16 protein-coding genes are annotated in these 18,196 nt (G+C 69.4%); 10 read left to right on the plus strand and 6 right to left on the minus strand.

Annotation, left to right across the window (positions count from 1 at the left end; translation table 11 throughout):
• Positions 1 to 47 precede the first annotated feature (47 nt).
• Positions 48 to 797, minus strand: coding sequence for an SDR family oxidoreductase (locus tag PQB87_RS26820; RefSeq protein ID WP_027791472.1), 750 nt, complete (start codon positions 795 to 797; stop codon positions 48 to 50).
• Between the two features lie 146 nt (positions 798 to 943).
• On the minus strand, positions 944 to 1,861 hold the full coding sequence (locus PQB87_RS26825; RefSeq protein WP_021159253.1) for a LysR family transcriptional regulator: 918 nt from the start codon (positions 1,859 to 1,861) through the stop codon (positions 944 to 946).
• 255 nt (positions 1,862 to 2,116) lie between these two features.
• Here PQB87_RS26825 and pdxR point away from each other — a divergent pair, with 255 nt between their 5' ends.
• The 8 genes from pdxR (at position 2,117) to PQB87_RS26865 (ending at position 10,226) form a co-directional block, all read left to right on the plus strand.
• Complete coding sequence (pdxR, locus tag PQB87_RS26830) at positions 2,117 to 3,601, plus strand: MocR-like pyridoxine biosynthesis transcription factor PdxR (RefSeq protein ID WP_153489626.1); 1,485 nt, start codon at positions 2,117 to 2,119, stop codon at positions 3,599 to 3,601.
• A 94-nt stretch (positions 3,602 to 3,695) separates the two neighbouring features.
• Entirely contained in the window at positions 3,696 to 4,133 is a 438-nt protein-coding gene (locus tag PQB87_RS26835; protein WP_021159255.1) for a carboxymuconolactone decarboxylase family protein, read from the plus strand.
• A gap of 10 nt (positions 4,134 to 4,143) precedes the next feature.
• Positions 4,144 to 4,566: a cupin domain-containing protein gene (locus PQB87_RS26840; protein WP_431208664.1), complete on the plus strand. Its 423-nt coding sequence runs from the start codon at positions 4,144 to 4,146 to the stop codon at positions 4,564 to 4,566.
• Between the two features lie 385 nt (positions 4,567 to 4,951).
• A complete protein-coding gene (locus PQB87_RS26845) occupies positions 4,952 to 5,650 on the plus strand; it encodes a TetR/AcrR family transcriptional regulator (protein ID WP_233343365.1) in 699 nt (232 codons plus the stop codon).
• On the plus strand, positions 5,647 to 6,621 hold the full coding sequence (locus PQB87_RS26850) for an HlyD family secretion protein (protein ID WP_489242926.1): 975 nt from the start codon (positions 5,647 to 5,649) through the stop codon (positions 6,619 to 6,621). Before PQB87_RS26845 ends, PQB87_RS26850 begins: the two co-directional genes overlap by 4 nt.
• Positions 6,618 to 7,577 carry an ABC transporter ATP-binding protein gene (locus PQB87_RS26855; protein WP_059683369.1) on the plus strand — a complete coding sequence of 320 codons (960 nt, stop codon included), beginning with the start codon at positions 6,618 to 6,620 and terminating at the stop codon, positions 7,575 to 7,577. Before PQB87_RS26850 ends, PQB87_RS26855 begins: the two co-directional genes overlap by 4 nt.
• Positions 7,574 to 8,728 carry an ABC transporter permease gene (locus PQB87_RS26860; RefSeq protein ID WP_489242927.1) on the plus strand — a complete coding sequence of 385 codons (1,155 nt, stop codon included), beginning with the start codon at positions 7,574 to 7,576 and terminating at the stop codon, positions 8,726 to 8,728. The genes PQB87_RS26855 and PQB87_RS26860 overlap by 4 nt, the downstream gene beginning before the upstream one ends.
• 10 nt (positions 8,729 to 8,738) lie before the next feature.
• On the plus strand, positions 8,739 to 10,226 hold the full coding sequence (locus PQB87_RS26865; RefSeq protein WP_489242928.1) for an efflux transporter outer membrane subunit: 1,488 nt from the start codon (positions 8,739 to 8,741) through the stop codon (positions 10,224 to 10,226).
• 293 nt (positions 10,227 to 10,519) lie between these two features.
• On the opposite strand, the gene PQB87_RS26870 is transcribed toward PQB87_RS26865, so the two are convergent.
• Positions 10,520 to 11,719, minus strand: a complete 1,200-nt coding sequence (locus PQB87_RS26870) for a porin (RefSeq protein WP_059683362.1) — start codon at positions 11,717 to 11,719, stop codon at positions 10,520 to 10,522.
• A 479-nt stretch (positions 11,720 to 12,198) separates the two neighbouring features.
• Positions 12,199 to 13,263, minus strand: coding sequence for a phytoene/squalene synthase family protein (locus PQB87_RS26875; protein ID WP_165580512.1), 1,065 nt, complete (start codon positions 13,261 to 13,263; stop codon positions 12,199 to 12,201).
• A gap of 375 nt (positions 13,264 to 13,638) precedes the next feature.
• On the opposite strand from PQB87_RS26875, the gene PQB87_RS26880 reads away from it, so the two are divergent.
• Positions 13,639 to 14,784, plus strand: a complete 1,146-nt coding sequence (locus PQB87_RS26880) for a glycerophosphodiester phosphodiesterase (protein ID WP_489242929.1) — start codon at positions 13,639 to 13,641, stop codon at positions 14,782 to 14,784.
• A 61-nt stretch (positions 14,785 to 14,845) separates the two neighbouring features.
• On the opposite strand, the gene PQB87_RS26885 is transcribed toward PQB87_RS26880, so the two are convergent.
• A complete protein-coding gene (locus tag PQB87_RS26885) occupies positions 14,846 to 16,471 on the minus strand; it encodes a rhodanese-related sulfurtransferase (RefSeq protein ID WP_489242930.1) in 1,626 nt (541 codons plus the stop codon).
• Between the two features lie 105 nt (positions 16,472 to 16,576).
• Positions 16,577 to 17,143 carry a cysteine dioxygenase family protein gene (locus PQB87_RS26890; protein ID WP_174413060.1) on the minus strand — a complete coding sequence of 189 codons (567 nt, stop codon included), beginning with the start codon at positions 17,141 to 17,143 and terminating at the stop codon, positions 16,577 to 16,579.
• A 17-nt stretch (positions 17,144 to 17,160) separates the two neighbouring features.
• On the opposite strand from PQB87_RS26890, the gene PQB87_RS26895 reads away from it, so the two are divergent.
• Positions 17,161 to 18,135, plus strand: a complete 975-nt coding sequence (locus PQB87_RS26895; RefSeq protein WP_174413061.1) for a LysR family transcriptional regulator — start codon at positions 17,161 to 17,163, stop codon at positions 18,133 to 18,135.
• The last annotated feature ends 61 nt before the right edge of the window (positions 18,136 to 18,196 follow it).

Here is an 18,196-nt window from a genome sequence, read left to right on the forward strand (position 1 = left end):
GCCCGGCGCAACGCCGGGCGGTTGCCGCCCCGCCGGGGCCTCGCCGATCAGAGCAAGCCCATCCCGCCCGACGCGATGATCTCCGCGCCGACGATGAACGCCGATTCCGGCGCGCTGAGGTGCAGCACCGTCGACGCGATCTCGTCCGGCGTGCCGAACCGGCCGATCGGAACGAGGCCCTTGATCTTGTCGGCCGTCTCGTCGAGCGTGGCCGCGTCGAACCCGAGCTTGCCGTAGAGCGGCGTCTGCACGGGCCCCGGGCTCACGACGTTCACCCGCACGCCGTGCGGCAGCAGTTCCGTCGACAGTGTCTTCGCGAACGAATTGACGGCCGCCTTGCTCGCCGCGTACACCGACGAGCCGGGCATCCCGATGTGCGCGTTGATCGAGCCGTTGATCACGATCGACGCGCCACGGTTCAGCAGCGGCACCAGCGACTGGATCTGGAAATACGCGCCCTTCACGTTGGTGTTGAACACGAGATCCCACATGGCCTCGTCGCTGTCGGCGAACGGCGCGAGTTTCGCGACGCCCGCGTTGATGAACACGGCATCGAGCCGCGCCCCCGCCGACGCGATCGCATCGGCCAGCGCGCGGGCCGATGCGACGCTGCCGGCCTCGTTGCGGATCGCGAGCGCATCCGCGCCGAGCGTTTGCCGCGCGGCCTCGAGCGTCTGCGCATCGCGCCCGGTGATGATGACCCGCGCGCCTTCGGCCGCGAATGCCCTGGCGGCCGCCAGGCCGATGCCGCTGTTGCCGCCCGTGACGAGGACCGTCTTTCCTTCGAAGCGTTGCATGATGTTCTCCTGTGAACCGGTGAGTTGACCGTGGACACAGGATGCGCGCCGCGCCCGGCCTTGCCGTGCGACGGCCGCGACGAACACGTTCGAAATCGTCGAACGTGTTTGCGCGGGCGGGATCGGTCGCGCTGTTCCGCGCCGCGTCAGCCGGCCACGTCGATGCCGTCGAGCAGCCGCTGCGCGAGCCTCGGTTCGCGCAATTGCTCGAGCCACCATTGCAGCGCCCGGCCGTCCCGGTCGCCGTGCCACGCGACATACAGCCGGTTCGGCTCGCGCGGATCGGCCGTCTGTCTTTCCACGAGTTCGCCGCGCGCCAGCAGCGACGCCACGCGCCGGCGCGGCACCCAGCCGACGCCCAGCCCGTCGCGCTGCGCGAGGATCTTCGCGCGCATCGACGGCACCGCCAGCACGGCCTGCCCGCCGAGCAGGCCATACGCACGGCCGGCCGCGCGCCGCGACGAATCGGCGACGACGACCGCCCGGTGCGCGCCGATCGCATCTCGCGTCAATGCGCCGCTCACGGCGGCCAGCGGATGGCGCGGCGAGACCGCGAACACCCACTCCATCGCCCCCAGCTCGAACCACTTGAAGCCGGGGATCGCCGGCGGCTCGTTGGTCGCGCCGACCACCAGGTCCGCACGGCCGTCGCGCAGCGCTTCCCAGGTACCGCCGAGCACTTCGTGCGTGAAACGCAACGACACGCCCGAATCGAGCGCATCGAACGCGTGGACGACGGGCAACAGCGTGTCGAACTCCAGCACCTCGTCGCTGACGATCCACAGCCGGTCTTCCCAGCCGCTCGCGACCTGCCGCACGCGCTGCGTCAGCCGCGCGACGTCCAGCGCCAGCCTTGCCGCCTCGTCGGTCAGCAGCTGTCCGGCCGGCGTGAGCTGCAGCCGGTAGCCGCGCCGGTCGAACAGCAGCGCGTCGAAGCGCGTTTCGAGCTGGCGCGCCGCGTGCGACACCGTCGACGGCGCCTTGCCGAGCCGCGCGGCCGCCCGCGACAGGCTGCCGGTGGCGCGGATCGCGTCGAGCAGCGCAAGTTCGTCTTCGGACAGCATGGAGTCGCTCCGGTGTGAGGTTGTCGTGGATCGTAAGGCAGCGGCGGGCCAAGGTCCAATCAGGCGATGCGGGCCGGTCGTGCCGATCACTGGCGTGTCCCGCCCGGTCGGTTCGGCCGGCCTCCGCACGATTCCTTGCGCTCCGGCGGCCGGTACAGGCATCCCGTCACGCCGCCACGCAGCCCGCACCAAGCCGCCGCCGGCTTCCGGTATGCTGGTCGACTCGAAATCACAGCAACCGAGGTAACCACTGCGATGGACATCGCGATCCGCATCGAAGGCCGTCACGACCTGACGGGGCAGATCTTCCGGCAACTGCGCACCGCGATCGTCGACGGGCGCCTCGCCGGCGGCGCGCGGCTGCCGTCGACGCGCGACCTCGCGAAACAGCTCGGCGTCTCGCGCAAGACGACGCTCGACGCGTTCGAGCGCCTGGTGGCCGAGGGCTACCTGAATACCCGCGCGGGCGACGGCACGTTCGTCGCCGACGGCCTCGCGCGCGTGCCGCACGCCGCGTCCATGTCGGCGCCGTCGCTCGTCGACGGCACGCCGCGCGTCGACGCGGTCGATGCCCGCGCGCTGTGGAACGACCTGCCCGACGCGCTCGCGATGCCCACGCCGCGGGATGCGCCCGGCTTCGACTTCCGCGGCGGCGTGACCGACAAGACGCTGTTCCCGTTCGACGCGTGGCGGCGCTGCCTGCATCACGCGCTGCGCCAGCAGATGCGCGGCCCCGCCCAGTATCACGACCCGGCCGGCGATCCGCAGTTGCGCGGGGCAATCGCGCGTTACGTCGCGTTCAGCCGCGCGGTCGCGTGCGGCTGGGACGACGTGCTCGTCACGCAAGGCGCGCAACAGGCGCTCGACCTGATCGCCCGCGTCGTCGTGCGGCCCGGCGATGTGGTCGCGGTCGAGGATCCCGGCTACCCGCCCGCGCGTGCCGCGTTCGCGTCGCTCGGTGCGACGGTGATCGGGGTGCCGGTCGACGCGCACGGCCTGGTGACGGAACGGTTGCCCGACGACGCGCGCCTCGTCTACGTGACGCCGTCGCATCAGTTCCCGCTCGGGATGCCGATGACGCTGGACCGGCGCGTCGCGCTGCTCGAATGGGCGCAGCGCCGCCGCGCCGTGATCATCGAGGACGATTACGACGGCGAGTTCCGCTTCGAGGGCCGGCCGGTGGAGTCGCTGAAGAGCCTCGACCGCACGGGCCTCGTCGCGTATGTCGGCACCTTCTCGAAGACGATCTTTCCGGAACTGCGGATCGGCTACGCGATTCCGCCGCGCGCGCTGCGCGGCGCGCTGGCCAAGGCGAAGCAGATCGTCGACTGGCACACCTGCACGCTGACGCAGGCGGCGCTCGCCCGCTTCATGCTCGAAGGCGACTTCGCACGGCACCTGAAGCGCGTGCAGAAGCACTACGACGCGCGTCGCAAGATGCTGATCGCGCATCTGCGCGGCGAACTCGCGCCGTGGTTCGACGCGATCGTGCCGACCGCCGGCATCCACCTCGCCGCCCGCCTGAAGCCGGGGCTCGACGAGGCGGCACTCGTCCGCGCCGCCCGCGAGCTGGACATCGGCCTGTACGGTATCTCGGCATTCCACGTCGCCGTGCCGGTCAGTGCGGGGCTGCTGTTCGGCTATGGCGGGATCGACGCGCTGCGCATCGACACGGCGCTTGCGAAGCTCGCCGGCCTGCTGGGTTCGGGCAGCATCGGCGGCCCGGCACTGGTTACCTGAATTTTCCAGAAATTGGCCATTCAAGCAGGCCAGCTTGCATCCTAAAGTGGGTCCTGTCGCGCCACCGTGCGCTCCAACCGAAAAAGGACCTGCCATGCAACCGCGCCTGAACTTCTATACCGCCAGCCCGAACGCCATCAAGGTGATGCGCAACGCCGAGGACTTCATCGCGAAAAGCTCGATCGAGAAGCCGCTCGCCGAACTCGTCCGCCTGCGCGCGTCGCAGATCAACGGCTGCGCGTTCTGCGTCGACATGCACACGACCGACGCACGCAAGGACGGCGAAACCGACCGCCGTCTCGCGACCGTCGTCGTGTGGCGCGAAACGCCGTTCTTCACCGAGCGCGAACGCGCGGCGCTGGAATGGACCGAGGCGCTGACGCTGGTGGCCGACAACCACGTGCCCGACGCCGTCTGGGAGGCCGTGAAGCCGCATTTCACCGACGAGGAACTGTTCGACCTGTCGATGCTGATCGCGACGATCAACACGTGGAATCGCTTCGCGATCGCGTTCCGCAAGATGCCCGAGTAAGGAGACGACGATGACGTACGCCACGCTCCGTCGCGCCGCCCTCGGCGCATTGCTCGCGGCCGGCGCCGCGCTGCTGTCGGCCGCCGCCCATGCACACGACACCGGCGACAACGTGCACACGATCATGCAGCAGGCCGTGCCCGAAGCGCCCGGCAAGCTCGCGGTCGTCGCGACCGTCGACTACGCGCCCGGCCAGGCTTCGGAAGCCCACCGGCACCTCGGCTCGGTGTTCGCGGTCGTGTCGAAAGGCGAAGTGCTGTCGCAGGTGAACGGCGGCCCGCTGCACCGCTACCGCGCCGGCGAAGGCTGGTACGAGGCGCCCGGCTCGCGCCACCAGGTGTCGCGCAACGCGAGCGCGACCGAACCCGCGCAGCTCGTCGTGTTCGGGCTGACCGGCGAACACGTGCCGCTGACGTCGCCGATCGATCAGTAAGCGCTTGCGGGGGCGCGTGCCGTTGTCGAGGCACGTGCGCCCGCTGCGCGACCGGGTTCGCCGGCGTTTCGCTTACTGAGCCCCGCCGCTCCCCGCCGGTTTTCCCTCGGCGCTTCTCTGCCGTTTCTCTGCCGTTTCTCTGCCGTTTCTCTGCCGTTTCTCTGCCGTTTCTCCGCCGCATCTCCGCCGCTTCTCCGCCGCTTCTCCGCCGCTTCTCCGCCGCTTCCGCATTAGCCGCTCCCTACACTCCGCTACCGGCTTGCCGCACCGCGCCGCGCCACATCCCGGCCCGCCCGCGCCCCCGTTCGACGCTCGCCTGATCTCGATCAACCCGGTCGAAAACCCTTCCTTGAAATTAACTAACTCATCAATTAGCGTCGATTTCATGAACGCGAAATCCACCATCGCCAGGCCGCGCGGGCGCCGCCCGTCGGTCGACGATTTCGACCTGCGCGACCACATGCTCGACGTCGCGATGCAATTGTTCGCCGAGCGCGGCATCGCCGCGACGACCGTCGCGCAGATCGCCGCCGCAGCAGGCGTCACGTCGGCGATGGTCCACTACTACTTCACGAATCGCGAGCGGTTGCTCGACGCGATCGTCGAGGAACGGCTCGCACAGGCGATCGCGTTCGTGTGGCGACCGACCGAGCCGCGGATCGACGACGATCCGTTCGCGCTCGTCAGCGAACTCGTCGACCGCTTCTTCGACGTCACGCACCGCATGCCGTGGCTGCCGTCGATCTGGCTGCGCGAGATCGTCCACGAAGGCGGGCTGCTGCGCGAACGGATGGTCCGGCGCATTCCGCTCGATCATGTCGGGCGCTTCGCCGAACGCATCCGCGGCGCGCAGCAGGCCGGCACGCTGAACCCCGCGCTCGAACCCGCGTTCCTGTTCCATTCGATCGTCGCGCTGGTGATGCTGCCGCTCGCGACCGCGAAACTGTGGCAAAGCGCGCGCGGCATGCCGCCGATCGACCGCGACGTGCTGCACCGGCACGTCCGCGCGCTGCTCGGTTCGGGAATGCAGCCGCCGGCCCCCGCGCGTCGCGCTCGGGCCCGCTCGCCACGGAGGCCGTCATGAACCCGCCCCGCGCACGGCCGCTGGCGACGGTCGCCGCGGTTGCCGCGGTCGCCGTGCTCGCCGGCTGCGGACGCCCGGCCGACAACGGCACGACCTACCAGGGCTACGTCGAAGGCGAATTCGTGTACCTGTCGTCGTCGCAATCGGGCACGCTGACGCAGTTGGCGGTCGCGCGCGGCCAGACCCTCGCCGCCGGCGCGCCGGCCTTCTCGCTCGAGGCCGTCAGCGAAACCGCCGCGCTGTTGCAGGCGCAGCACCAGCTCGCGGCCGCCCGCGCACAGCTTGCCGACCTGCAGACGGGCAAGCGCCCGCCGGAAATCGCGGTCACGCAGGCGCAGCTCGCCCAGGCCACCGCGCAGGCCGCGCGAGCCGCCGCGCAACTGGCGCGCGACGAACGCCAGTACGCGGCCGGCGGCCTGTCGAAGCAGCAGCTCGACGACTCGCGCACGTCCGCGCAAACCACCGCCGCGCAGATGCGCGAACTGCGGAAACAGGTCGACGTCGCGCGCCTGCCGGGCCGCGCGCAGCAGGTCGCCGCGCAGGCCGCGCAGGTCGACGCCGCGCAGGCGGCCGTGGCCGAAGCGCAGTGGAAGCTCGACCAGAAGCGCGTCGCCGCCCCCGCCGCCGGGCGCGTGTACGACACGCTGTACCGTGTCGGCGAATGGGTGCAGGCAGGCAATCCGGTCGTGCAGATGCTGCCGCCGCAAAACCTGAAGGTGCGCTTCTTCGTGCCCGAGACCGCCATCGCATCGCTCGCACCGGGGCGCACCGTCGCGATCCACTGCGACGGCTGTGCGGCCGACGTGCCCGCGCACATCACCTACGTGTCGAGCGAGGCCGAATACACGCCGCCCGTGATCTACAGCAACGAGAGCCGGACCAAGCTCGTGTTCATGATCGAGGCGCGCCCGGCCGTGGCCGACGCGCCGAAGCTGCATCCGGGCCAGCCCGTCGCCGTGAGGGTGCCGTGAACGCGCCCACCGCCCCGTACGCGATCGACGTCGATCGCCTGAACAAGCATTTCGGCGACAAGCATGTCGTGAAGGACGTGTCGCTGCGCGTCGCGCGCGGCGAGATCTTCGGCTTTCTCGGGCCGAACGGCAGCGGCAAGACCACGTCGATCCGGATGATGTGCGGGTTGCTCACGCCCGACTCGGGCAGCGGTACCTGCCTCGGCTACGACATCGTGCGCGACAGCGCGCAGATCAAGCGGCGCGTCGGCTACATGACGCAACGCTTCTCGTACTGGGAAGACCTGTCGATCCGCGAGAACCTCGATTTCGTCGCGCGCGTGTACGGGATGCCCGACCGCAAGGCGGCCGTCGCGCGCGCACTCGACGGGCTCGGCCTCGCGAGCCGCGCCGACCAGCTCACGGGCGCGCTGTCGGGCGGCTGGAAGCAGCGCCTCGCGCTGGCCGCCTGCATGCTGCACGAGCCGGCCCTGCTGCTGCTCGACGAGCCCACGGCCGGCGTCGACCCGGCCGCGCGCCGCGACTTCTGGGAAGAACTGCACCGGCTGGCCGCCCAGGGAATTTCGGTGCTCGTCAGCACGCACTACATGGACGAAGCCGAACGCTGCCACAAGCTCGCGTATATCGCGTACGGCGAGCTGCTCGCGCAGGGCACGTCGGCGGAGATCGTCGCGTCGCAGGGGCTCGCGACCCGCGCGATCACCGGCGGGCACCTGGCCGAACTGTCCGCGCGACTGCGCACGATGCCGGGCGTCGACCAGACGGTCGTGTTCGGTTCGGCGCTGCACGTGAGCGGCCGCGATCGCGCGCGGCTCGACGCGACGCTCGCGCAGGTCGCGGCGCAGGCCGGCGGGCCCGCCGCGCTGCAGGTCGCGCCGATCGACACCGGCCTCGAGGACGTATTCATCTACATGATGGGCCGCGCATCCGCGCCGCCCGGCGGAGCGTCATCATGAACGCGTGGGTGCGCTTGCGCGATGCGTTCTCGGTCGCGCGCTGGTGGAGCATCGTGCTGAAGGAATTCCTGCAGCTGCGCCGCGACCGCGTGACGTTCGCGATGATCGTCGGCGTGCCGATCATCCAGCTCGCGCTGTTCGGCTTCGCGATCAACACCGATCCGAAGCACCTGCCGACCGCGGTGATCATCGCCGACGCGAGCCCGTTCGCGCGGAGCTTCGTCGCCGCGATGCGCAACTCCGCGTACTTCGACATCGTCGAGACGCTGCCCGACGAAGCGGCCGGCCAGCGTGCGCTCGCGCGCGGCGACGTGCTGTTCGTATTGAACGTGCCGGCCGATTTCTCGCGCCGGCTGCTGCGCGGCGAACGTCCGTCACTGCTGGTCGAGGCGGACGCGACCGATCCCGTCGCGACCGCGTCGGCGATCGGCGCGCTCGCCGGCCTCGTGCAGCCGGTCGCGGACAAGGACCTGACCGGCCCGCTCGCGCACCTGAACGGCCGGCCGGCCGCGTTCGACGTCGTGCTGCACCGGCTCTACAACCCCGAGGGCATCACGCAGTACAACGTCGTGCCGGGCCTGATGGGCGTGATCCTGACGATGACGATGGTGATGATGACGGGCCTCGCGATCACGCGCGAACGCGAGCGCGGCACGATGGAGAACCTGCTCGCGACGCCCGTGCGGCCGCTCGAGGTGATGACGGGCAAGATCGTCCCGTACGTGCTGATCGGGCTGATCCAGGTGTCGATCATTCTCGCGGCCGCCCGCTTCGTGTTCGAGGTGCCGTTCGTCGGCGGCGCGTTCGCGATCTACCTGTCCGCGCTGCTGTTCATCGCCGCGAACCTGACCGTCGGCATCACGCTGTCGTCGCTCGCGCAGAACCAGTTGCAGGCGATGCAGCTCGCGGTGTTCTACTTCCTGCCGAACATCCTGCTGTCGGGCTTCATGTTCCCGTTCGCCGGGATGCCGAAGTGGGCGCAGTTCATCGGCAACCTGCTGCCGCTCACCTACTTCAACCGCCTCGTGCGCGGCATCCTGCTGAAAGGGAACGGCTGGAACGACCTGTGGCCATCCGTGTGGCCGGTCGCGCTGTTCACCGTCGTCGTGATGGGCATCGCGTTGCGCTTCTACCGGCGCACGCTCGACTAGGCGCCGCACGATGAAACCGGCTTCGCGTCGCCCCCTCCACGCCACCCGCTCCTGCACGCTGGCCGTCGCCGCGCTGCTCGTCGCCGGATGCGCGGTCGGGCCGGATTTCCACGCGCCGGATGCGCCCGCCACGCAGCGCTACACGCGCGGCGAACCGCCGGCGACGACGGCCGCCGCCGGCCCGGCAGGCGATGGTCAGACGTTCGCATCGGCCGAACACACTCCGCAGCACTGGTGGACGCAGTTCGGCTCCGAACCGCTGAACCGGCTCGTCGATACCGCGTGGCGCAACAGCCCGACGCTTGCCGAAGCCCGCGCGCGGCTCGACGAAGCGCGCCAGAACCATGCGGCCGAAGCCGGTGCGACGATGTTGCCGAAAGTCGATGCGAACCTGTCCGCGACGCGCGAGCAGGTCGACACGACCGCGTTCGGCCTGCCGGCCAGCGTGCCGAGCCCGGGGCCGTTCACGCTTTATGACGCGTCGGTGAGCGTGTCGTACGTGCTCGACGTGTTCGGCGGCAACCGGCGCGCGCTCGAGGCGCTGCGCGCGCAGGTCGACTACCAGGCCTATACGCTCGACGCCGCGCGCCTGACGCTCGCGGGTAACGTCGTCGCCACCGCGATCCTGCGCGCGTCGCTCGCGCAGCAGGTCGCGCTCACGCGGCAGCTGATCGACGCGCAGACGCAGCAGTTGCGCATAGTCGAAGCGCGTTTCGCTGCCGGTGGCGTATCGCAGGCCGATGTGCACGCGCAGCGCGCGTTGCTCGCGCAGACGCAGGCGTCGCTGCCGCCGCTCGCGACCCGCCTCGCGCAGTCCGGCCACCGGCTCGCGATCCTGCTCGGCGCGCCGCCCGCCGACGCGATGCTGCCCGACCTCACGCTGGATGCGCTCGCACTGCCTCGCACGCTGCCCGTCGCGCTGCCGTCGACGCTCGCACGCGAACGGCCCGACATCCGCGCCGCCGAAGCCGTGCTGCACCAGGCGAGCGCGAACGTCGGCGTGGCCACCGCGAACCTGTATCCGCGTTTTTCGGTTTCGGCGGGGATCGGCTCGGAGCGCACACGTATCGCGGATATCGTGAGCGGGCTCAACGTGTGGAACGTCGGCCTCGGTCTCACGCAGCCGCTCTTTCACGGCGGTGAACTGCGCGCGAAGAAACGCGCGGCCGAAGCGGCGTACGACGCCGCGTTCGCGAGTTACCGGGAAACCGTGCTCGAGGCGCTGCAGCAGGTGGCCGACGCGATGCGCGCGGTCGAGCATGACGCTGCCGCATGGCAGGCTCGGGACACGGCGGCACGGGAAGCGGCGGCCAGCAATACGATTGCCGGCGACCGTTACGCGGCGGGCGGGATCAGCGCGTTCGACCTGCTCGACGCTCAGCGACAGGCGCTGCAGACGGCGCTCGACCGTACCCGCGCACAGGCCGACCGGCTTGCCGATACGGCGGCGCTGTTTCAGGCGCTGGCGGGAAGCTGGATGGATGATGCGGCGGAGTGAGTGCGCGGTGCAGGTTCAACGCGGCGATCGAAGCGGAGCGATCGCGCGACGCGGGCTTGACGCGGCGATAGAAGCGCAGTGATCGCGCGGCGCGGGTTTGACCCAGCGATCGAAGCAGAGCAATCGCGCATGCAGGGTCGACGCAGCGATAGAAGCAGAATGATGGCGCGGTACGGGTTTGGCGCAGCGATCGCGGCGCGACATTCGCCCAAATCGTGCGGGCATGAAAAAACCGGCCCGAAGGCCGGTTTTCATACCGCATGCCGCAAGCGGCGCTTGCGCGCCGCGCGACATCAGAAGCGGTGGATCATGCCGACGCCGACTGCAATCTGGTTCTGCTTCGAACCTGCTGCCACGCCGTCGCCGATCTGCGTCGTCGCTACCTGGATGCCGCCAGCCTTGTTCAGCGTATTGCCGGTTGCGTGCTGGTAGGCTTCGAGTGCGTACAGGCCCGTACGCTTCGACAGGCTGTAGTACTGCGACAGCGTGACCTGATGGTACTTGGCCGCGCTCGTGATGCCGTTCGACTGCGTCGCCGCCGTGTACGAGTAGCCCACTGCGAAGTCCCACTGTGCCGCTGCCTTCCAGTGCAGCACGGCGCCAGCCGTGTTGAAGATCGCCGAGTTGCGGAACGTCGAGCCGACGCCCGGGGTGTACTTGACGTTCGTGTACGACGCCGACACGTCCCACGCCGGCGTGAACTGGTAGCCGGCCGTCACGCCGATGCGCTGCTGCGACTGCGCCGTCTGATAACCGGAGTTGATCGCCGACACGGCCGGCTGGCCGCCGCTCGTGACCGTCGAGTTGTCGCCCCACAGGCCGCCGCCGAGCGTCGAGTTGTTGACCTTCTGGTAGCCGACCGCGATGCCTGCCGGACCGTTCAGGTACTGGACCGCCGCGCTCCACGTCGAGCCGCGGTTCACGCTGCCCGGCACGCCGCCGAACGAGTACGAACCGCCGACCGTGAAGCCGTAGAACTTCGGCGACATGTAGACGAGCGAGTTGTTCGCGCGGTAGCTGGTATCCAGCGAATCGATATCACCCGGGTGCGCGCCGTATGCGCCCGTCAGCCACGTCGTCGGGCTGTACGGCGACAGCAGCGTGTAGTACGCCGTGTACTGACGGCCGGCCGTCAGCGTACCGTACGCCTGGTTCGTCATCCCGACCCATGCTTGACGGGTGAAGATACCGCCTGCCCATTGCGACGCACCGGTTGCCGAGTTCACACCCGCTTCCAACTGGAAGATCGCCTTCGTGCCGCCACCGAGATCTTCGCTGCCCTTCAGGCCGAAGCGGCTGCCCGCCCAGACGCCGGTGGACATCGACACCTTCGAGTGACCGCCGCTCGTCGCACCGGTCGACGGTGCCGCGTTGTTCTGGTAAGCCAGACCGTTATCGACGATACCGTACAGGGTCACGCTGCTCTGGGCGTGGGCGGCGGCAGCGGCTGCAAGGCCCGCTGCCGTCATGGCGAAAGCGACGCGCTTTTTCATTGATTCTCCGTCCTCAAAGAATGATTTCTTTTCTGGTGTGGTTTTATGACTGACACATGTGCGAGTACATGCCGACGCGATTCTGACGGATTACCAATCATTTCCCAACATGTGCAGTCGGTCATCGTATGATCGACGCAACGCACGGGTTCACCAAGCAGTTACATAACACCTGAAAACGCTTACGCGGCGGGCTTTTCCGGCATTTCCCGGTGAAAACCCTAGCTTTACATTTTTACGGGTGCAACACGACCGTCGGATGTTGTCAGATGCCTTCGGCAAAATACATCTTACAAATGCGCGACCGCGGCTGACGCCGCGATTCACGCCGCCGCGAAGGATCGCTGACGTTCATGACACCCACGTTTCGCGAAACGAAATGATGAAAACGTTTTTAGACGATGCAGGAAAACCGGCCCGGCGAACGCGGGCCGAGGGGCGATACCGGCACCTGTCGCGCCGGCATCGTTCGGTGAGTGTCAGCGTGTGACCGGCTGCACGAGATGCGCGCTCACGGCATCGGAAAGCGCGGTCATGCGCGCGCGAATCGCCGTGTTCGAGCCGACCAGCGCGAGCGACGACGCCATGATCCGGTAGACGCGCTTTCTCGGCACCTTGGCCGGCTTCGCCGGATCGAGCCACGCGTCATGGCCGGCCAGCAGCTCGAGCGTTTCGAGGCCGATCATGATCGGCCACAGGCATGCCAGCCGCAGCCGCACGAAGCGGCGCGGGATCGCAACGGTGTACAGGCACGCGTCGCGATACTGGTCCAGCGTCACGCGCAGCAGGTCGACCAGCACGCCGCGCGCGCGCGCCGACGCATCGGGCAACATCAGGTCGGCGACGCTCAGCCCGTGCGCGCCCAGCACATCGTCGGGCAGGTAGCAGCGGCCGATGCGCAGGTCCTTCGCGCAGTCGCGCAGGATGTTGGTCATCTGCAGCGCCTTGCCGAAGCGGATCCCCTTCTCGACCATGTCCGGCAGGTTCCAGCCGCGCGCGGCCGGCGTGTGCATGCCCGTCATGTCGGTCCAGAACTCGCCCACGCAGCCGGCGACGAGATAGGTGTAGCGGTCGAGTTCGTCGCGCGTCCGCAGCGACGCGACCCGCCCGGATTGCTCGTCGGGGAACGTGCGCAGGTCGAATACCATCCCCGCCGTCAGCGTTGCGACGACCTTGCGGATCGACGCGCGATCGGCGTCCGGCTGCGCGCGCAGCAGCGCGAGCATCGGCTCCATCGAGCCGAGCAGCACGTGCTCGTGCGAATCGGTCTGCATCCGCGTCACGTCCTCGAGCGCATGCGACAGCGCGACGCCGTCGCCGAGCTGCTCGACCTCGTCGCGCAGCTCGGTCAGCAATGCCGCCCGCCGATCGGGCGCAACGAGCGCCGTATCGGCGATCGTGTCGGCCGCGCGCGCGAGCAGGTACGCGAGGCCGACCGGGTCGCGCATGCCGTCGGGCAGCACGCGCAGCGTCAGGTAGAAGGAGCGGGAAACGTTCTTCAGCAGGTCGCCGAGCAGGTAGGCGGAATCGGTTCGAGTCGTCATGGGTCGGGAAAAATCGGCCGGCGCGGGCCCCGAACGCACACGGGCGCCGGGCGCCCGCGCCGGCCCGCGAGTCGCCGCATCGTCGCGCCAGGCGGGCGTCCCGCCCGGCACGGCGATGCAAAATTCCCGCAAGTTTAGTGCATCCGGCGCGCGGCCTGCCCGGGACGGCCGGAATGCGTCCCCCGTCGGGCTGCCGTCAACCGCCCCGCCACGCACATCGCGCCCCAAAAACAAGAAACGGAAAGGACGAAGTAATACATATGTAATTATTCGGTGCGACGATCGCGTCCCATCCGACTCCGTGCGACACGGCACGACAGCCGCACCGCCGGAGCGACCGCCCCTTTCCGACTCTCGTTTCGAAGGTTCACCGACATGCTCTTCAAGCGCCCGACCTCCCTGCGCTACGTCCCGTTCGCCTGTGCCGCCGCATTCCTGCTCGCCGCGTGCGGCGGCGACGACGACGTCGCGTCCGATCCCACCCAGCCGATTTCCGCGAAGGTCCAGGTGGTCGGCCACCGCGGCGCGAGCGCGCTGCGCCCCGAACACACGCTGGCGTCGTATCGCAAGGCGATCGAGGACGGCGCGGACGTGATCGAGCCCGATCTCGTGTCGACGCGCGACGGCGTGCTCGTCGCGCGGCACGAGAACGAGATCTCGGGCACGACGAACGTGTCCGCGCTGCCGCAGTTCGCGAGCCGCAAGGCAACCAAGACGATCGACGGCGCGCAGCTGACCGGCTGGTTCACCGAGGATTTCACGCTCGCCGAGCTGAAGACGCTGCGCGCCCGCGAGCGCATTCCGCAGGTCCGCCCCGCGAACACCGCGTACAACGACCAGTTCGAGATTCCGACGTTCGACGAGATCGTCGCGCTCGCGAAGCAGATGTCCGCACAGACCGGCCGCACGATCCACCTGTATCCGGAAACCAAGCACCCGACCTACTTCCAGTCGATCGGCCTGCCGCTCGAGGACCGCCTCGTCGATGCACTGCTGAAGGATTCGTACACGGCCCGCACCGCGACCGTCTACATCCAGTCGTTCGAGGTCGCGAACCTGAAGGCGATCCGCAACCGGATCAAGTCGAGCCAGCCGAACTGGAAGCTCGTGCAGCTGATGGACGAAGCCGGCCAGCGCCCGTACGACTTCGTGAAGGCGAACGACAAGCGCACCTACGGCGACCTGTCGACGCGCGACGGCATGCGCGAGGTCGCGACCTATGCGAACGGCGTCGGCCCGTACAAGACGTCGATCATCGCGGTCGCCGCGGACGGCACGCTGCAGCAGCCGACGCAGTACGTGCGCTACGCGCACAAGGCCGGCCTCGTCGTGCATCCGTACACGTTCCGCCCGGAGAACAACTTCCTGCCCGCGTCGCTGAAGGACGGCGGCACACCGGCCACGCGCAACACGGCAGGCTCGGTGCGCGAGATCCAGGCGTACCTGCGCGCGGGCATCGACGGCTTCTTCACCGACGATCCGGCCGTCGGCCGCACGGCCGTCGATACGTTCAAGCGCTGACACGCGCATCGACCGGGCGCGGCGCGCGACGCGCGCGTTGCGCCCGGTTGCATCGCATCGGTCAGATCACGTTGAAGTGGTGCGTGCCGTCCCGCTTCAACTGGTCGACCAGCCCGTATTCCCAATCGAGATACGCCTGCATCGCGGCCGCCGCGTTGTCGGTGCCTTCGTACGGGCGCCGGTAGCGGTCGACGCGCGGCGAGGCGAGATGCGTCTCGCCGCTTTCGAGCGGCAGCCCGGCGTCGATCCATGCGGCCGTGCCGCCGGTGAGCACCCGGATCTCGGCCGATGCCGGCAGCAGCGCACGCGCGTCGTCCGCCGCAAAACGCGCGAGCAGGCTCGACCCGCACGTGAACACATAACGCTTCGCGACCGGAATCGCCGCGAGCGCGTCGCGCAGCTGCGCACGTACGGCGAACCACGCGCCCGGGATGTGGCGCTTCACGTAGTTCGCGCTGGCCGTCACGTCGATGATCGCCAGCTCGCCGGGCGCCGCCTCCTTCAGCCAGCCCGCGAGCGTCGCGGGCGATACCTCCGCCACGGCCGGCGTCGCCGGCACGTCGCGCGGCGGCTGGCCACGCTCGCCGAAAGCGGCCGCGCCGGCCGGCTCGACGACACGCACGTCCCAGCCCATCTGCGCGAGCCACGACGCGGTCATGTCGGCGCGCACGCCGTCGTCGTCGGCGAGCACGATCCGCGCGCCGCGCACGGCCGCATGATGGTCGGTCTCCTGCACGAGCTGGCCGCCCGGCGTGCTCAGGAAACCCGGCAGATGGCCGGCTTCGTATTCCTCCGGCGTACGCACGTCGAAGCGGTACAGCGTGCGGCCCGGTTCGTCGAGCGCGGCGACGTCGGCGAGCACGATGCGCGGCACGCCCGCGCGTTCGGCCACCGCGCGCGCAGCACGGCGCGCTTCGTCGCGCTGCGTCGCGTCGATGTCGTCCGGAAAGCGCCGTGCGGCTCCCCGCTCGAGCGCCTGACCCGCGAGCGTCCAGCCGATCGTGCCGTTGCGCAGCGCCGCGACCGGATTCGGCAGCCCCGCGTTGACGAGCGACTGTGTGCCGATGATGCTGCGCGTGCGTCCCGCGCAGTTGACGACGACCTGCGTCGTCGGGTTCGGCGCGAGCGCGCGCACGCGCAGCACGAGTTCCGCGCCGGGTACGCTCGTCGAGGTCGGGATGTTCATCGTCTGGTATTCGTCGAAACGGCGCGCGTCGACGATCACGACATCGGCCTGCGCGTCGATCAGCGCCTGCACCTCCTGCGCGGACAGCGACGGCGTATGCCGCTCGGCCTCGACCCATTCGCCGAACGACTTGCTCGGCACGTTCACGTCGATGAACAGTTCGCCGCCCGCCGCGAGCCAGCCCGCGAGGCCGCCGTCGAGCAGCCGCACGTCGGTGTAGCCGAGTTGCGCGAGCTTCTCGGCCGCGCGCGGCGCGAGATCCTCGCCGCCGGCTTCACCGAATACGACGATCGGCGTGTCGCGGCGCGGAATCCGCGTCCACGCGTCGAGTTCGAGTTTCGACAGCGGAAAGTTGGCGGCCCACAGCGGGTGGCCCTGCGCGTACGGATCTTCCTCGCGTACGTCGATCAGTGCGATCTCGTCGCAGGCAAGCAGGCGCGCGCGCACATCCTGGTACGACGCGACGGGAAAACGGGAAGTGGAATCGGCGGAGTGCGTCACGATGTCTCTGTATTGAATGCGTTGAAGTCGGTGAAGAAAGCGGAACGGATCAATCCTGGGCCCGCCGGCGCGTGCGGGCAACCGGCCGCATCGGCGGGCATGGCATCAGGCGTTCGAATAGCCCGACACGAAGGGCTTCACGGTGCCGTCGTCCAGGTACACCGCGCGCTCGACCTTGCCGATGTTCGCGCCGTACACGTGGATGCTGATCGATACCTGATCGTCGAACGCGTTGGTCACGCGATGGACGTCGCCGATGCGCGGCGACACGGCCTCGATCTCGCCCGGCGCCAGCCGCACGGCTTCGCCGGACGGCACCGGCCGGCCCGCTGCGTCGAACCGGTACGGCTGCGAGAATTCGCCGCCGCGCAGCATCCCGATCAGCCCCCACACCGTGTGGTTGTGGATCGGCGTCGTCTGGCCGGGGCCCCACACGAAGCTGACGACCGAGAACCGCTCGTCCGGGTCGAGATGCAGCAGGTATTGCCGATAGCGCGCGGGGTCGGGCTGCGCGAACGCGTCGGGCAACCAGTCGTCGTGTTCGACGAGCGCGGCGAGCAGCGCACCGCCCTCGTCGAGGATGCGCGCCTCGTCCGCGCCGGACGCGAGCAGCGCGCCCAGACCGTCGACGAACGGACGCAGCGGCGTCTGATGCAACGAAAGCGTACTCATCGGCTGGCTCCTCGAATATGATGCCGAATATGATGGATCGTCATGATGCACCTGAAAGACCATGCAGAACAAACATGAAAATTAGCGATATCGACGCTTTTGCAGCGGTTGTCCGCTGCCAGACCCTGAGCCAGGCCGCGGCCGAGCTCGGGATGACGCAGCCCGCGATCACGCGGCGCGTCCAGAATCTCGAGGAAGCGCTCGGCGTGACCCTGCTCGATCGCAACACGAAGCCCCCGCGCCCGACCGACATCGGCCGGCAGGTCTTCGAGCAGTGTCGCGCGATCCTGCGCGAAGTCGATGCGCTGCGCGAGCTGACGGCCGGCGAGCAGCCGCCCGCCGGCGAGTTCCGGATCGGGCTCACGCAGGGCCTCGGCGAACTGATGCTGCCCGCGCTGATCGCCGAACTCGCCGCGCAGTGGCCCGCGCTCGCGACGCAGGTCACGACCGCGTGGGGCGGCATGCTCGTCGAGCGCGTCGCCCGCCGCGAACTCGATGCGGCGCTCGTGTTCCTCGCGCGCGAGATGGTGCTGCCGGCACAGGTCGACGGCGAACGGCTGCTGGCCACGCGGCTCGTCGCGGTCGGCCGCAAGGGTGACTGGCCGCGCCGCAGCTACCGGCTCGCCGATTGCCACGCTCATGGCTGGGTGCTCAATCCCGACGGTTGCGGCTTTCGTGCGGGCCTGCGGCGCGCGCTCGACGCGCAGGGCCTGCCGATGCCGGTCACGCTCGACGCCTACGGCCGCGACCTGCAACTGCAGAGCGTCGCGAACGGCTTCGGCATCGGGCTGATGCCGCTGCCGCTCGTCGAAGGCAGCCCGCTGCGCGACGCGCTCGACATCGTGCCGCTCGCCGATTTCAAGCCGCACATCGATCTGTGGTTGCTGCGCCGGCACGATGCGGCCCGCTTCGGCGCACCGCTCGCGGCCGTCGCCGCGCATGCGCGTGCGGCATTCGCGCTGCCCGAGCAGGCGCACGACCAGGCTGCATGACCGTATCGGGCGGCGGCAGCATCGCGCCGCCCGGTCGATGCTCGCGCCAGCCCTGCTCCGC

The sequence above is a fragment of the Burkholderia sp. KL41 genome, assembly GCF_057005415.2.

Coding starts and splice junctions, on each gene's coding strand:
- PQB87_RS26860 (WP_489242927.1), top strand. CDS start 7,574: ATGAACGCGTGGGTGCGCTTGCGCGATGCGTTCTCGGTCGCGCGCTGG.
- PQB87_RS26895 (WP_174413061.1), top strand. CDS start 17,161: ATGATGCCGAATATGATGGATCGTCATGATGCACCTGAAAGACCATGC.
- PQB87_RS26890 (WP_174413060.1), bottom strand. CDS start 17,143: ATGAGTACGCTTTCGTTGCATCAGACGCCGCTGCGTCCGTTCGTCGAC.
- PQB87_RS26825 (WP_021159253.1), bottom strand. CDS start 1,861: ATGCTGTCCGAAGACGAACTTGCGCTGCTCGACGCGATCCGCGCCACC.
- PQB87_RS26845 (WP_233343365.1), top strand. CDS start 4,952: ATGAACGCGAAATCCACCATCGCCAGGCCGCGCGGGCGCCGCCCGTCG.
- PQB87_RS26835 (WP_021159255.1), top strand. CDS start 3,696: ATGCAACCGCGCCTGAACTTCTATACCGCCAGCCCGAACGCCATCAAG.
- PQB87_RS26880 (WP_489242929.1), top strand. CDS start 13,639: ATGCTCTTCAAGCGCCCGACCTCCCTGCGCTACGTCCCGTTCGCCTGT.
- pdxR (WP_153489626.1), top strand. CDS start 2,117: ATGGACATCGCGATCCGCATCGAAGGCCGTCACGACCTGACGGGGCAG.
- PQB87_RS26865 (WP_489242928.1), top strand. CDS start 8,739: ATGAAACCGGCTTCGCGTCGCCCCCTCCACGCCACCCGCTCCTGCACG.
- PQB87_RS26875 (WP_165580512.1), bottom strand. CDS start 13,263: ATGACGACTCGAACCGATTCCGCCTACCTGCTCGGCGACCTGCTGAAG.
- PQB87_RS26820 (WP_027791472.1), bottom strand. CDS start 797: ATGCAACGCTTCGAAGGAAAGACGGTCCTCGTCACGGGCGGCAACAGC.
- PQB87_RS26850 (WP_489242926.1), top strand. CDS start 5,647: ATGAACCCGCCCCGCGCACGGCCGCTGGCGACGGTCGCCGCGGTTGCC.
- PQB87_RS26840 (WP_431208664.1), top strand. CDS start 4,144: ATGACGTACGCCACGCTCCGTCGCGCCGCCCTCGGCGCATTGCTCGCG.
- PQB87_RS26870 (WP_059683362.1), bottom strand. CDS start 11,719: ATGAAAAAGCGCGTCGCTTTCGCCATGACGGCAGCGGGCCTTGCAGCC.